This window comes from Microbacterium sp. Ld4 (genome assembly GCF_045066555.1).
Taxonomy (GTDB): domain Bacteria; phylum Actinomycetota; class Actinomycetes; order Actinomycetales; family Microbacteriaceae; genus Microbacterium.
The window spans coordinates 120,251-134,328 of sequence record NZ_JBISHE010000001.1 but is presented as its reverse complement, the minus strand read 5'-3'; the positions used below and the strand labels follow the sequence as shown (position 1 = coordinate 134,328).

Sequence of the window (14,078 nt, the reverse complement as noted above, 5' to 3'; positions counted from 1 at the left end):
CCCGACCCCCGTCAATGCGCCACAGGAGCGAGGAACCCCGGGCCCGCAGGATCGCCCGAAGAGCATGCCTCGTCCCCCAAGAGCGCCCCGGCCTTCGTGGGGCCACCTGCATCCCTCGTCACCTCCGACCCCTGTCAATGCGCCACATGAGCGAGGGATCTCGCGCCTGAAGACCGCGCCCGGCCTCGCGAGGAGGGTCCGAACCCGCCCACCCCGCATCTGCGTCAGGTGAGCGCCAGCGCGTGGGGTTCGCCTCCTCCCCCACAGCCCTCGCGTCCGCGCATGACGCCACAACGTCGTCGGCGCAGACGTAGACGCGACTCGTTCCCGGCGATAGTGAGGGGATGCCGGTTCCTCCCGCTCCGCTCCCTGCGGCGCTCGGCACGTCGTTCTCCTGCGCGGCCGCCCGCGCAGCGGGGGTGAGTCGTGGGCGACTCACGGCCCGCGATCTCGACGCCCCCTTTCGCGGCGCCCGGATCGTGCGCTGCGACATTCCGCCGCTGACGGACGATGAGCCTCACAACCGACGCGCGCGTGACGAGCTTCGCCAGCGTCTTGCGGCCTACCTCCCCGTCATGCCGAGGAATGCGTTCGTCACCGGGGCGACGGCCGCTGTCTGCTTCGAGTTGCCTCTTGCGCGGGTCCCCACCTCACTCGACATCGCGGTACCGGCGCCGCATCGAGCGCCGCGCCGCACCGGCATCCGTGGTCGCAAACTCGAGCCTCATCTCACGGAGACGACGCGGCTTCACCCGGACGGGGGCTTCGACATCACCACTCCCGCGACGACGTGGGCGACTCTGGCCCGAGATGCGGACGTTCCCGAACTCGTGCGACTGGGCGACGCGATCGTTCGCGTCCCGCGCGACCGGCGAGGAGTCCCGACTCCGCAGCAGCGACTCGCCACCGTCGACGACCTGCGGGAGGTGCTCGCCCGCGGACGATGGCTCGGCGCGGCCCGGCTACGCCGAGCCCTCGCGCTCGTGCGGGTGGGCAGCATGTCTCCGTTGGAGACCGACATGCGCCTCGCGCTCCTCGCCGAGGGGCTTCCCGAACCGCAGCTGGACGTGGAGATCCGGGCAGCCGACGGGCGACTTCTCGGTATCGCGGATGCTGCCTACCGCGACGCCCGAGTGCTCATCGAGGTCGAGGGTGATCACCACCGCACGATCCGCGCGCAATGGTTGCGCGACATCGAGAAGCACGAGGACTACGCCCACGCGGGCTGGCGGGTCGTGCGACTGACGTCCGGCCACATCCGCGGCGCCCGCCCACACGCGGGAGCACTGGTGCGGCGGGCATGGAAAGGGTGATCACGCTCGCTGATGTGGCGTTTGCGCAGCTCTCGCGTGAAGCGAACCCGTCATATGCGCCACTCGACTACGCGCACGCGTCCCCACCGCACGCCACAGAGGCCCCGATCCGAAGATCGGGGCCTCTGTGCGAGTCAGCGGGCTGAGAACCTCAGCCAGCCATGCTCAACCGAGGTTGAGGAACTCGTAGGTGTTGTCGTCGCCGTATTCGAAGATGCCGATGGAGGCCTCGGTGGGGTCACCGACCTCATTGAACGTGATGGCACCCGAGACACCGTCGTAGTCCGCGACGTCACCGGCGTTGATGATGTCGGCGCACTCGGCGAAGGTCGTGCACTTCGTGCCCTCACCAGCGCCACCGGAGACCTGCTGCAGGTGCGCAGCGACGTCGGGGCCTTCGGACGAGCCTGCCTCGAGAGCTGCGAGCGCGAGCAGCACGACGGAGTCGTACGACTCGGGACCGTAGGTGTAGTCCTCGAGCGCGGGGTTGCCCTCGCCGGTCCAGAACGAGTTCAGGTCGTCGCGGAACTGCGTGATGCTGGCGGGGTCGACAGCCGGGTAGGTGCCCTTGGCGCCGGCAAGCGTGCCCGGCTCGAACTCGTCACCGAAGTTCGACAGGTTGCCATCCACGAAGTACATGCCGGATGCCGGGAACTCGGCGGCGACCAGCTCGGGGATGATCGTCTTGACCTCTTCGAACGTGATCAGTGCGATCGCGTCGGGGTCGGCAGCCAGAACGTCCTCGACCTGAGCCGAGAAGTTCGTGTCACCCGTGTTGTAGAGCGACGCGGCGACGACCTCGCCACCGGCCTCTTCGAAGGCAGCCTTCGTGAAGCAGGCGAGTCCGGTGCCGTACGAGTCGTTCAGGATGATCATGCCGAGGGTCTCAGCGCCGTCACCGGCGACGAGGTTGCCGAGCACCTGGCCCTGGAGGACATCCGAGGGGGCGGTGCGCCAGTAGAGGCCCTTGTCCTCGTAGCCGGTGAAGGCTGCCGAGGTGTTGGCGGGCGAGAACTGGATCGCGTCGGCCGCGATGACCTGGTCGATGAACTGCAGCGAGGTGCCCGACGATGCGGCGCCGATGATGGCGGTCGCGCCCTCGCCGAGGAGGCGGGGGATCTCGGTCTCGTAGGCCTTGTTGTCGGTGTCGCCCGAGTCGCCCTGGACGAGGTTGATCGTGACGCCCTTGTCGGCCGCGTTGATCTCGGATGCCGCGAACTCGGTCGCCGAGATCTCGGGCGGGCCGAGGAAGGCGAGGTTACCGGTCACGGGGAGCGCGGTGCCGATCGTGTACGTGAGGTCGGTCGCGGGGCCCTCGGAGGTCGAGTTGAGTTCCGGGGTGTACGACGCGGGCTCGGCCTCGTCGCAGTTGACCGGGAAGTCGAAGCCTGCGGCCGAGGCTTCAGGAGCAGCCGACCCTTCGGGCGTGGTGGAACCGGAACAGCCGGCCAGGACGAGTGCGCTCGCTCCGATCAGGGCGATGCCGCCCAGAATCTTTGCGCTGCGCGAACGGGAGAGAACGCTCATTGTGCTCCTTGCTGAGTTGACACGGGTCAGATCGGGACCGGCCCGGTGTGATCAACCTAGCGGCAGGCTCGTCTCGCCAATGTTGCCGTTCGTTAACGATGTCGAACAGTCCGGCAACGGTCCGATAACGGCGGCTCCGCGCCGATGGGCGCGCTCCCATGCACCCGGCTCGAGGCGCTCCCGCTCAGCGGAGCTCGGTGACCCCGACCGACAGGGTGGTGCGGTGCCGCCGCGAGTGGACGATCGAGTCGACCGTGAAGATCAGCACCGCGGCCCACACGAGCCCGAACCCGATCCACCGCTCGAGCGGCATCGGCTCGCCGAGGATCAGCACGCCGGTGAGGAACTGCATGATCGGCGCGATGAACTGCATCACACCCAGGATCGTCAGGGTGCTGCGGCGAGCCCCGGCCGCGAAGAAGAGGAGGGGCACTGCCGTGACGGCGCCGGCGAGCAGGAGCAGCACCGTGTGCCCGGCGGAGACCGTACCCATCGTGAGTCCCGTCGAGGTGGCGACGAGCACGAGCTGCAGCACGGCGATCGGAACGAGCCAGAGCGACTCGAGCGTCAGCCCGCTGACAGCGTCGACGGCGGGGCCGATGCGCTTTTTCACGAGGCTGTAGGTCGCGAAACTCGCGGCCAGCGTGAGCGCGATCCAGGGAACGGTGCCCACCGCGATGATGATGACGAGCACGGCCGCGGCGGCGATGCCGATGGCGATCCACTGCGCGATGCGCAGCCGCTCGTGCAGGACCACGACACCGAGGAGCACGGTGGCGATCGGGTTGATGAAGTAGCCGAGGCTCGTCTCGACCACGTGCCCCGTGAGGATGCCGATGAGGAAGGCCTGCCAGTTCACGTAGATGAGCAGGCCCGCGACGATCGTCCAGATCACCAGCCGACGGTTGCGGAGGAGCGCGACGAGGCGCCCCCACCCGCGAGTCACGGCGAGCAGGGCGAGGCAGAAGACCAGCGAGAGGATGACGCGCCAGCCGACGACCTCCCACGGTCCGGTCGGCGCGAGCGTCACGAAGTAAATGGGCATGAAGCCCCACAGCAGATATGCCGCGAAGACGTAGACGCCGCCGAGCGTCTTCTCGCGTGCTGCCTGTTCCGGTGTCACGAGCACAAGACTACGACGGTCATGACACCGCCGGATGCCGGAACCCCGGCGGCATCCTGCCTTTCATCGTCGGGATACCGCCACCGACGTCGAAGGGCCCGGATGCCGTGGCATCCGGGCCCTTCGTGAAACGGAGTGCGTCAGCGAACGACGACCGCGAGGACGTCGCGGGCCGACAGAACGAGGAACTCGTCTGCGCCGAACTTGATCTCGGTGCCGCCGTACTTGCTGTACAGCACGCGGTCGCCGACGGCGACGTCGAGCGGAACACGGTTGCCGTTGTCATCGATGCGGCCGGGGCCGACAGCCACGACCTCGCCCTCCTGGGGCTTCTCCTTAGCGGTGTCGGGGATGACCAGGCCACTTGCGGTGGTCTGCTCGGCCTCGACCTGCTTGATGACGATGCGGTCTTCGAGCGGCTTGATGGAAACCGACACGGTCTACCTCTTTCTTGCTGATGGGGTCGTGCTCAAGACTTATTAGCACCCGCTTACCGAGAGTGCTAATGCAAGTCTAGGGGGCCGTTGGCACTCATGCAACGCGAGTGCCAACTCATGTCGATGCGCACGCGACGGGGCCGTCGACGGCGCGGCCCGCCGCCTAGGCTGGCCGGATGGAACAGGCCGAGCTGACCGCCCTGCTGACCGCCGAGGGTCTGCGGATGATCGACGAGGTCGGTCCTCTCGCCGGCGCGACGGAGGTGGCCGCCGCCGTGTCACGACTGCGCGCCGCGGGCCACTCCCCCGACCTCGTGTCGGCCGTCGTCGGCCAGGCCCACCTCCGGGTGCGCGCGGCGCCGAAGTTCGGGCCGTTCGCGGACCGCATGCTCTTCACGCGCGCCGGGCTCGAACAGGCCACCCGGCTCGAGATCGCCGCCCGGCACGCGGGTCGCTTCCGTGCCGCCGGACTCACCCGCGTCGCCGACCTCGGATGCGGCATCGGCGGCGACGCCCTCGGCTTCGCGGGCATCGGCCTCGACGTCCTCGCCGTCGACGCCGATGAGACCACCGCGGCCCTCGCCGCCTACAACCTCGCCCCGTTCGGCGAGTCGGTGACCGTCCGGCACGGGTTCGCCGAAGACACCGACCTCACCGGTGTGGATGCTGTCTGGCTCGACCCCGCGCGGCGCACCGCCGGGCACTCGGAGACGTCTCGGACGAACCCCGACGACTGGTCGCCGTCGCTGGACTGGGCGTTCGCACTGGCATCCCGCCTTCCCACGGGGATCAAGCTCGGCCCCGGCCTCGACCGGCGGATGATCCCGAATGACGTCGAGGCGCAGTGGATCAGCGTCGACGGCTCGACGATCGAGCTCGTCCTGTGGTCGGGCGCACTCCGCCGGGGCGGCGTGCGACGCGCGGCGCTCGTCTCCCGCGGCGGATCGACGCATGAGCTGACGGCGGCGACGGATGCCGAGGACGAGCCGGTGCGGGAGCTCGGTGCGTTCGTGCACGAGCCCGAGGGTGCGGTGATCCGCGCCCGCCTGATCGGCGATGTCGCCCGCGACCTGCAGGCGGGCATGCTCGGCGACGGCGTCGCCTATCTGACATCGGATGCCGCCCTCACGAACCCGTTCGTGCAGTCGTTCCGGGTGCGCGAGGTGATGCCGGTCAAGGTGCCGACGATCAACGCGGCGTTGCGGACCCACGGGATCGGCACGATCGAGATCAAGAAGCGCGGCATCGACGTCGACCCCGCCCAGTTCCGCCGAAAGCTCACGCTGCGCGGCGACGCGTCGGCGACGCTGATCCTCGCGCGGGTCGGCGACAAGGGCCAGCGCATCGCGATCCTCGCCGACCGGGTCTGACCGGCAGGTCGTACTGCTCGGGGACGGCGAGCCGCTCTGACGCGACGGAGCGAGTCAGCTGAAGAGCGGGCCCTGCGAGGCCGCCCACCAGAGCCAGCCGGCGCTGAACAGCAGTGAGGCGACGCTGAGCCCCAGCGCCCAGACGGCGGTCTCGCGCCGCTCCCAGGGCCTGCGCAGTGCCAGGATCGCGAGGACGACGCCGATCATCCCGACGGGGAAGCCCCACCCGACGAAGAGCGAGAGCAGCAGGGCGAGGATGCCGAAGAGCATCGCCCAGCCGCCGCTGCGGGGCAGAGTGGGCGGCCGGTGGATCCAATGCACCTGCGGGTCGGGCGCACTCGCCGGATCGGGATGCACCTCGATGAGCGGGGGCGCGACCGGCAGCGGCTGCGTCATCTCGCGCTGGAATCCGCCCCGGTGCGCACCCGGCATCGTCGGGGGCGCCGCGGCACGCGCCGCATCGCCCGACGGGGGCGACACCGACGCGGCGACGACGATCGGCCTCTCAGCAGGAGCGTCGAGGCGGGGTTCCGTGCGGGCCTCCGCGGCACCACGCCCCGCGGCTGCGCGGCGCGACGTGGCATCCGGTCGCAGATCCCCGTCGGGGCCGGTCATCCCGCGGCCACCTGGATCTGCGTGACCGGAAGGGTGGAGTCGGCGCCGAAGTCGAGTGTCGATGCGGGCCGTCCACTCATGATCAGTTCTGAGGCGAGGGCGGCGATCATCGCGCCATTGTCGGTGCAGAGCGAGAGCGGCGGAATGCGCACCTCGACGCCCGCGGCGGCGGCACGCTCGAGCGCGACCTCGCGGAGGCGACGGTTCGCGATCACGCCGCCACCGAGCAGCAACCGGGGAACCTCATGGCGCGCGCACGCGTCGAGGGCCTTCGTGATGAGCACGTCGACGACGGCTTCGCGGAAGGATGCCGCGACGTCGGCGACCGAGACATCCTCGCCGGCCGCTTCGCGCTGCTCGACCCAGCGGGCCACCGACGTCTTCAGGCCCGAGAACGAGAAGTCGTAGCGGTGCTCCGCCATGTCGGAGGCGCGGGACATGCCGCGGGGGAAGCGAATGGCGTTCGGGTCACCCGTGGCGGCGGCGCGGTCGATCTCGGGCCCGCCCGGGTAGGGCAGCCCGAGGATGCGGGCGATCTTGTCGAAGGCCTCGCCTGCGGCGTCGTCCATCGTCTCGCCGAGCATCTCGACGTCGGAGACCAGGTCGCGCACGAGCAGCAGCGAGGTGTGCCCGCCGCTGACGAGGAGCGCGACGGTCGGGTACTCGACCTCGTCGCCGGTGAGGATGTCGGCAGCGATGTGCCCGACGAGATGGTTCACCGCATAAAGCGGCTTCTCGAGGCTCACGGCGAGTGCCTTCGCGGCCCCGACGCCGACCATGAGCGCGCCGGCGAGACCCGGCCCGCTCGTGACGGCGATCGCGTCGATGTCGGCGAGCTCGACCTGCGCGTCGGCGAGCGCCGCCTCGATCGCCGGCTGCAGCGCCTCGAGGTGCGCCCGCGCGGCGACCTCGGGCACGACGCCGCCGTAGCGGGCGTGCTCGTCCATCGAACTGGCGATCGTGTTGCTCAGCAGAGTGCGGCCGCGGACGATGCCGATTCCGGTCTCGTCGCAGCTGGTCTCGATGCCGAGGACGAGGGGTTCGCGTGACGCGCCGACCATCTCAGCCCCGCCCCTGGCCGCCGGGCGGCGATGTCGGCGCGGCGAAGCCGCCCGTCGTCGCCTCGGCACGGGCAGCGGCCCAGCCGCGGAGGTCGAGCTTCATGACGATCGCGTCGACGTCGTCGGGCTGGTAGTAGCGAGGACGGCGGCCGATCTCGGTGAACCCCTCCGAGGCGTACAGCTTCGTCGCGTTGGGGTTGTCGTCGCGCACCTCGAGGAAGACGGTGCGCGCGCCGCGGGCCAGCGCCGTCGCGAGCAGCTCGTGCAGCAGGCGGCGCCCGCGACCCCGGCCGCGGGCCTCTTCGGCGATCGCGATGGTCTGGATGTCGGCGTCGGCGGCGCCTGCGACGGCCCTCACTCCGCCGAAGCCGCGGATCTGCCCGGCTTCGACGTCGACGACGTAGCGGCCGTGGGGCGAGGCGATCTCGTCGCGGATCATCGGCTCGCTCCACGCGTCGGTCGGGAACGTGGCGCGCTCGAGTCGCATGATCTCGGCGAGGTCGTCGGGTTCAGCAGTGCGGAGCGTCATGTGCCCACCTTCTTGCGCGCGGCGGGCGGGGTGACGTCGGGCGCCCGCAGGTAGAGCGGCTCATCGAGCGCCTCGACGCGATCCGCGGCGACGGCGCGGGCTGCGACGAGGGCGAGCATCGTCGCCGGGATCGAGGTGATGTCGCGGCGTTCGGCACCGGCGTCGGCGAGCACCTCGTCGATCTGGTCGCGCGGAACGAGGGCGGGCCCGACGGCGCGGACGGGCAGACCGTCGTCGTCGACACCGTCGTAGACCGTGTACGCGAACTCCCGGCGGCGCGCGTCGGTGACGACGGCGAAGCGGGCGACCTCGGCGAACGGGTCGGCCAGGAAGACAGCGAGCGCGGCCGCGTCGTGGCTGACGACGGGGATCACGGGGATGCCGCGGCCCAGGGCGAACGCCCGCGCGGCGGCGATGCCGACCCGCAGGCCCGTGAACGGGCCGGGACCCATTCCCGCGGCGACGGCAGTGAGGGCGATCGGCTGCGGGGCGCCCGTGGCGCCGATGGGTCCGCGGGCGGCATCCGTCAGGGCGTTCTGGAGAAGCGTGCCGATGATCTCGGCGTGGCCGAGCGGATCGGTGCTGGCGGCCTCGGCGCGGACGGCCCCGTCGGCATCGGTCACGGCGACGGCCGTGCCGAGGGAGGTGTCGATGCCGAGGATCACCCTCTCAGGTTATCTGGCCTGCCGGTCACGGACGGCGGGTGACCGTGACGATCCGGGGGGCGGCGTCTTCCATGTCCTGCACGAAGGCGTTGTTGGTGCCGCACGCGTTGTCGACGCCGGTGCCGCTCCAGCCGCGGTCGAGCTCGATCTCCCACCAGCTGTCGACGAGGCCGTCGACCATGCCGCGGCCCCACTCCACGATCGTGACCGAGCGCTCGAGGTCGAGACCGAGGTCGTCGAGCTCGGCGGGCGACCCCAGCCGGTAGGCGTCGACGTGCACGAGTGGCGCGCCGCCGACCTCTGACGGGTGGGTCCGTGCGATGACGAAGGTGGGGCTCTGCACCGGGCCGCGCACGCCGAGCCCCGCGCCGATGCCGCGGGTGAGCGTGGTCTTGCCCGCGCCGAGGGGCCCGGTCAGGACGACCAGGTCGCCCGGTCGCAGCGCGGCGCCGAGCTGACGCCCGAACTCCTCCATATCGGCCGGCGAGGCGATCTCGCGCTGGCCGGCGAACGAGTCGATCCCACTCATGAACGCACCTCCCGGCGGGGGACCCGGGGCCCGACCCGCGTGACGATCTCGTAGTTGATGGTGCCCGCGGCATCCGCCCATTCGCCGGCTGACGGCGCACCGGTCGACGGATCTCCGAACAGCACCGCCTCATCGCCGACGGCGACCTCGGCGTGCCCCACGTCGACGACGAACTGGTCCATCGCGATGCGGCCGGCGACCGTGTAGCGCTGGCCGCCGATCATCACGGGGCCCGCACCGGATGCCGCGCGGGGCACGCCGTCGGCGTAGCCGAGCGACACGAGCGCGAGGGTCGATTCGGTCGTGGTGCGGTGCAGGTAGCCGTACGACACGCCCTGACCGGCGGGCACGCGGCGGACGGCGGCGACCGCACCGCGCAGGGTCATGGCGGGCCGGAGCCCGAGGTCGGCCGACGATCGGTCATCGAACGGCGACAGGCCGTAGATGGCGATGCCGAGGCGCACGCAGTTGAGCCGCGCGGCGGGCAGGTCGATCGCCGCGTGCGAGGCCGCAAGGTGGCGCAGGCGCGGACGGAGCCCGGCGGCCTCGGCTCCGGCCTGCGCGACCGTGAACCGCGAGAGCGCGGCCCGGTCGTCGGCGGGCGACGTGTTCGAGAGGTGGCTGAACATCCCGACGACGCGCACGAGCCCGGCTGCCTCGAGGCGCGCCGCCTCGTCGAACACGGCGCGGTAGTCGGCCGGGGCGATGCCGTTGCGGGCGAGCCCCGTCTCGACCTTGAGGTGCACGTCGACGGGGTGGCCCTCGGATGCCGCCGCCCCCGCGGCCGCGAGCTGGTCGAAGCTCGAGATGCCGAGCTCGAGCCGCGCGGCCGCCGCCTCGGTGAACGATTCGCCGGGGGCGTGGAGCCACGCGAGGATCGGGGCGTCGATGCCGGCGGCGCGGAGCGCGAGACCCTCCCCCACGTCGGCGACGGCGAGGCGGTCGGCGCCGCCGGCGAGCGCCGCCCGTGCCGAGCGTTCGGCGCCATGCCCGTAGCCGTCGGCCTTGACGACCGCGATGACCTCGGTCTGGGTGAGAGCGCGGAGGTGCCGGACGTTGTGCTCGATCGCCGACACGTCGACGACGGCCTCGCGTGCCACGCCCGCGGACATGCGGTGGGTTTCGGTCGAAGCGCTCATGACAGGACCACTCTCGAGCTGCCGGCGTGATCGGATGCCGCGGGCCCGGCGTCACCCTCGGCGATGACATAGGCGGTCGCGAGTCCCGCGTCGTGCGACAGCGACAGGTGGAGGGCCGCGATGCCGCGGCTCTCGACGGTCGCGGCGGTCTCGCCCGACAGTGCGAAGACGGGGCGGCCCGAGGGCTCCGCGGCGATCTCGATATCGGTCCAGCGCACTCCGTCGGATCCGCCGAGCGCCTTGATCAGCGCTTCCTTCGCGGCGTAGCGGGCGGCGAGCGAGTGCGGTTTGAGGCGCTGCTCAGCGGCGGTGAACAGCCGGTCGAGCAGCTTCGGTGTGCGCACGATCGAGCTCTCGAACCGTGGGATGTCGACCAGGTCGACGCCGATCCCGATGATCATCTCGCCTCCCCTGGCCGCACGCTGCGGCATCCGTCCAGACTATCGCCGGACGAGGGCGCCCGACCCGTGCGGCTCGCGCTCTGCCGGGGTCGACTGGTGCGGGGTCAGCCGACAGCGAGGCGCACGACGCGCTCGACCGCGGCGATGCCGGGGACGAGCTGCGAGGTCGATCGGGCGTAGGTCTCGCGCGAGCGACCGTAGGGGTCGACGACGTCGTCGTCACGGGGGTCGGCCGGGGGCAGCACGAGTCCACGTTGCCCGCCGACGACGGCGAGGGCGCCGCGGAGGCGCTCGCGGGGGTCGGCGCCCTCTGCGCCGGCTCGGATCGCGTCGTCAGAGGTCGCGGCGGCGAGACGTTCGAACTCCCGCAGCGTGAAGGTCGCGCGCAGCTTCGATGGGGCGAGCTCGGCGATGGTGCGGCGGTGCTCGCGGTCCATCGCGAGGATCAGATCGGGGTTCTGCAGCAGCGCCTCGGTGAGAAACCGCGCCCGGTGAGCGTGGGAGAGGTGGGTCGGCACGCCCTGCGCGAGGGCCTGCTCGGCCGCCTCGAGCGGCATGAGGTCGTCGGCGCGTGCCCGCATGCCGGCGCTCGTCGCCTCGACGCCGATGTCGGCCATGCGGTGCGCGAGCAGCTGCGCCGCGAGAGGCGACCGGCAGATGTTGCCGGTGCAGACCGTGAGGATGTGGATCACGAGGGTCCTTCCGAGGTCGGATGCCGGGCCTCCCCGCCGGTGACGCTCAGGGGATCAGCGGCCACCGGGTACCGTAGGCCCCGTGCAGGAACAGCTTAGCGACGGCCCGGCTCCCAACGCCGCGCTCCCGGTCTCGTCCGATGACGCCGGGAACGCCCGGCGTCGACGCCGTTCGCGGCGAACCGACTGGCGCCTCGGCGGCACCGCCGTGCGCCGGTGGGATTCGATCGTCCTGGCCGTGGCGCTCGTCAGCCTCGGTGTCGGCATCTTCGGCGGTGCGCTCGTCACCCTGCTGTGGACGTCGCCGTGGGCCCCGCTCGTCTCGTCGCTCGTGCTCTGGGCCGGCATGCTGTTCCCCGTCTACTTCGCCTTCCGCCGCGGTCGCCCCGCCGGACTGCTGACCTTCCGCCCGGTCGACCTTCTCTACGCCGCCGCCCTCGGGATCTTCCTGCGCCTGCTGCAGGGCTGGATCACGGATGCCGGATCGCGCCCGATGCCCTCGGTCACCACGCTCGACGGATCGCTGCCGGCCACCTGGTTCGTGACCGATGCTCTGCCGGCCGCGCTCATCGGGCCGACCGTCGAGGAGTTCTTCTTCCGCACCGTCGTGCTCGTCGCGGTGTACTCGGCGCTTCGCCGGCCGGCCGGAGCCTTCGCCGCCGGTCTCGGCGCCGTGCTCGTCTCGACCGCCACGTTCATGCTGCTGCACGCCATCGACGGGTCGCTCCCCCTCAGCGAGGCGCTGCCCCTCGGCGCCGTCGGCCTGGTCTGCTCGCTGCTCGTCATCCTGACCGGCCGCATCTGGGGCGCCGTGCTCGTGCACATCGTCTACAACACGACGATGGTCGCGCTGCTGTTCGCCGGCACCGTTCTGAGCTGACGCCACGGCGCGCTCATGTGGCGCGGGAGCTGGGGTCGCGGGCGTGGAGGTGCGCTCATGTGGCGCGGGAGCTGGGGTCACCGGCATCCAGGCGCGCCTTTGCGCCACGCGAATGAGACGCACAGCGTCAATCCGGGCGCTGGCATCCACTCGCGCATAAACGCCACGCGAACGCCCGCAGCGCCCGCGCCACGTCGAACGGATGCCGTTGGCTGCGGGTTAGGGGCGTCCCATGCCGTAGTAGGTCCAGCCTTCGGCGCGCCAGGCGGCGGGGTCGAGGCAGTTGCGGCCGTCGACCACGATGCGTCCGGCGGCGAGCGTGGATGCGTGCTCAGGGCTGAGCTGGCGGCGGTACTCGTCCCACTCGGTGACGACGATCACGGCGTCGGCGCCCTGAAGAGCCTCGTCACGATCGTGGACGTAGGTGAGCTGCGGGTGCACGCGGCTCGCGTTCGAGATGGCCTCGGGATCGGTGACCGTCACGTGGGCGCCGAGACCGAAGAGGCGAACGGCGACGTCGAGGCCGGGAGAGTCGCGGATGTCGTCGGAGTGGGGCTTGAACGCCGCCCCGAGCACAGTGACCTTCTTGTTGTAGACGCTGCCGCCGAGACCCTCGACGACGAGCTGCACGGCGCGCTCGCGGCGACGCATGTTGATCTCGTCGACCTCGCGGAGGAACCCGACCGATTCACCGCGGCCGAGCTCTTCGGCGCGGGCCGAGAAGGCGCGGATGTCCTTCGGGAGGCAGCCGCCGCCGAACCCGATGCCCGCCCCCAGGAACCGGCGTCCGATGCGGGCGTCGTGCCCGATGGCGTCGGCGAGGGTCGTGACGTCCGCACCCGAGACCTCGGCGATCTCGGCCATGGCGTTGATGAAGCTGATCTTGGTCGCCAGGAACGCGTTGGCCGACACCTTCACGAGCTCGGCGGTCGCGTAGTCGGTCACGATGAAGGGCGTGCCCTTCGCGATCGACGGGTGGTAGACCTCGCGCAGCAGCTCGGCCGCACGCTCGCCCTCGGCGCCGGCGGGAACGCCCGCGACGAGACGGTCAGGGTCGACGGTGTCCTGGACGGCGAAGCCTTCACGGAGGAACTCGGGGTTCCACACCAGCGTCGCGCCGGTCGGGGTCACGCGCTCGGCAAGACCGGCGGCGGTGCCGACGGGAACGGTCGACTTTCCGGCGACGATGTCGCCCTCGGAGAGGTACGGCACGAGCGCGTCGATCGCGGCGTTCACGTAGGTCATGTCGGCGGCGTAGCCGTCTTTGACCTGCGGGGTGCCCACGCCGACGAAGTGCACGGCGGCGCCCTGAGCCGCCGACATGTCAGTCGTGAACGAGAGCCGTCCGGACGCGATTCCTTCTGCGAGGATCTCCGACAGCCCGGGCTCGAAGAACGGTGCCTCACCGGCCGAGAGCATGGCGACTTTGCGCTCATCGACATCGATGCCGACGACCTCGTGGCCGATCGACGCCATGGCTGCCGCGTGCACGGCTCCCAAGTACCCACAACCAATGACCGACAGCCGCATATCCGCTCCTCAATCCTGCGCGCAGTGTCGCCTGCGCCTCGTCGTGTCTACCAGACGTCTGTGTCAATCGTGATTCGTGATCACTTCGCGCGACGCCTCACGCCAAGCCTGCCGGTCCCGCGTAAGACCGGTCTAAGTCCCCGATAGGACGGACTAAGAACCCGCTCGCCGGGTGAGACGGCAATGCGCCGCGTGACGCGAGTGCCCCGCCGGGCCTATCGTGAGGCTGTGCGACGTCGTCGGTGGCCCCTGCGACGACGAAGCGCG

15 protein-coding genes are annotated in these 14,078 nt (G+C 71.0%); 3 read left to right on the top strand and 12 right to left on the bottom strand.

What is annotated here, in order from left to right; translation table 11 throughout:
• Window positions 1-344 precede the first annotated feature (344 nt).
• The gene (locus tag ACJJV7_RS00660) at window positions 345-1,313 is read left to right on the top strand and encodes a hypothetical protein (RefSeq protein ID WP_405371777.1); all 969 of its coding nucleotides are present in this window, start codon (window positions 345-347) and stop codon (window positions 1,311-1,313) included.
• Window positions 1,314-1,478: 165 nt separating this feature from the next.
• Here the strand turns inward: ACJJV7_RS00660 and ACJJV7_RS00655 are convergent, their stop codons facing one another.
• The 3 genes from ACJJV7_RS00655 to groES form a co-directional block, all read right to left on the bottom strand.
• On the bottom strand, window positions 1,479-2,840 hold the full coding sequence (locus ACJJV7_RS00655; protein ID WP_405371776.1) for an ABC transporter substrate-binding protein: 1,362 nt from the start codon (window positions 2,838-2,840) through the stop codon (window positions 1,479-1,481).
• Window positions 2,841-3,024: 184 nt separating this feature from the next.
• Entirely contained in the window at window positions 3,025-3,963 is a 939-nt protein-coding gene (gene rarD / locus ACJJV7_RS00650; protein ID WP_405371774.1) for an EamA family transporter RarD, read from the bottom strand.
• Between the two features lie 140 nt (window positions 3,964-4,103).
• Window positions 4,104-4,400: a co-chaperone GroES gene (gene groES / locus ACJJV7_RS00645; protein WP_217183010.1), complete on the bottom strand. Its 297-nt coding sequence runs from the start codon at window positions 4,398-4,400 to the stop codon at window positions 4,104-4,106.
• A 176-nt stretch (window positions 4,401-4,576) separates the two neighbouring features.
• Between groES and ACJJV7_RS00640 the strand changes: the two genes are divergently transcribed.
• Window positions 4,577-5,770, top strand: coding sequence for a THUMP-like domain-containing protein (locus tag ACJJV7_RS00640; protein ID WP_405371771.1), 1,194 nt, complete (start codon window positions 4,577-4,579; stop codon window positions 5,768-5,770).
• A 54-nt stretch (window positions 5,771-5,824) separates the two neighbouring features.
• Here the strand turns inward: ACJJV7_RS00640 and ACJJV7_RS00635 are convergent, their stop codons facing one another.
• The 8 genes from ACJJV7_RS00635 to ACJJV7_RS00600 all read right to left on the bottom strand — a co-directional run bounded on the left by ACJJV7_RS00635 (window position 5,825) and on the right by ACJJV7_RS00600 (window position 11,401).
• A complete protein-coding gene (locus ACJJV7_RS00635; protein ID WP_405371770.1) occupies window positions 5,825-6,385 on the bottom strand; it encodes a hypothetical protein in 561 nt (186 codons plus the stop codon).
• Complete coding sequence (tsaD, locus tag ACJJV7_RS00630; protein WP_405371769.1) at window positions 6,382-7,446, bottom strand: tRNA (adenosine(37)-N6)-threonylcarbamoyltransferase complex transferase subunit TsaD; 1,065 nt, start codon at window positions 7,444-7,446, stop codon at window positions 6,382-6,384. Before tsaD ends, ACJJV7_RS00635 begins: the two co-directional genes overlap by 4 nt.
• Before the next feature lies 1 nt (window position 7,447).
• Entirely contained in the window at window positions 7,448-7,975 is a 528-nt protein-coding gene (rimI, locus tag ACJJV7_RS00625; RefSeq protein WP_405371767.1) for a ribosomal protein S18-alanine N-acetyltransferase, read from the bottom strand.
• Window positions 7,972-8,640, bottom strand: a complete 669-nt coding sequence (gene tsaB, locus ACJJV7_RS00620; protein WP_405371766.1) for a tRNA (adenosine(37)-N6)-threonylcarbamoyltransferase complex dimerization subunit type 1 TsaB — start codon at window positions 8,638-8,640, stop codon at window positions 7,972-7,974. Before tsaB ends, rimI begins: the two co-directional genes overlap by 4 nt.
• A 25-nt stretch (window positions 8,641-8,665) precedes the next feature.
• Complete coding sequence (tsaE, locus tag ACJJV7_RS00615; protein WP_405371764.1) at window positions 8,666-9,169, bottom strand: tRNA (adenosine(37)-N6)-threonylcarbamoyltransferase complex ATPase subunit type 1 TsaE; 504 nt, start codon at window positions 9,167-9,169, stop codon at window positions 8,666-8,668.
• On the bottom strand, window positions 9,166-10,308 hold the full coding sequence (alr, locus tag ACJJV7_RS00610; RefSeq protein ID WP_405371762.1) for an alanine racemase: 1,143 nt from the start codon (window positions 10,306-10,308) through the stop codon (window positions 9,166-9,168). The genes tsaE and alr overlap by 4 nt, the downstream gene beginning before the upstream one ends.
• On the bottom strand, window positions 10,305-10,709 hold the full coding sequence (locus ACJJV7_RS00605) for a holo-ACP synthase (RefSeq protein WP_405371786.1): 405 nt from the start codon (window positions 10,707-10,709) through the stop codon (window positions 10,305-10,307). The genes alr and ACJJV7_RS00605 overlap by 4 nt, the downstream gene beginning before the upstream one ends.
• Before the next feature lie 104 nt (window positions 10,710-10,813).
• A complete protein-coding gene (locus ACJJV7_RS00600) occupies window positions 10,814-11,401 on the bottom strand; it encodes a low molecular weight phosphatase family protein (protein WP_405371760.1) in 588 nt (195 codons plus the stop codon).
• An 82-nt stretch (window positions 11,402-11,483) separates the two neighbouring features.
• Between ACJJV7_RS00600 and ACJJV7_RS00595 the strand changes: the two genes are divergently transcribed.
• Window positions 11,484-12,281 carry a CPBP family intramembrane glutamic endopeptidase gene (locus tag ACJJV7_RS00595; protein ID WP_405371758.1) on the top strand — a complete coding sequence of 266 codons (798 nt, stop codon included), beginning with the start codon at window positions 11,484-11,486 and terminating at the stop codon, window positions 12,279-12,281.
• Window positions 12,282-12,500: 219 nt separating this feature from the next.
• Here the strand turns inward: ACJJV7_RS00595 and ACJJV7_RS00590 are convergent, their stop codons facing one another.
• Window positions 12,501-13,811 carry a UDP-glucose dehydrogenase family protein gene (locus ACJJV7_RS00590; protein WP_405371757.1) on the bottom strand — a complete coding sequence of 437 codons (1,311 nt, stop codon included), beginning with the start codon at window positions 13,809-13,811 and terminating at the stop codon, window positions 12,501-12,503.
• Between the last annotated feature and the right edge of the window lie 267 nt (window positions 13,812-14,078).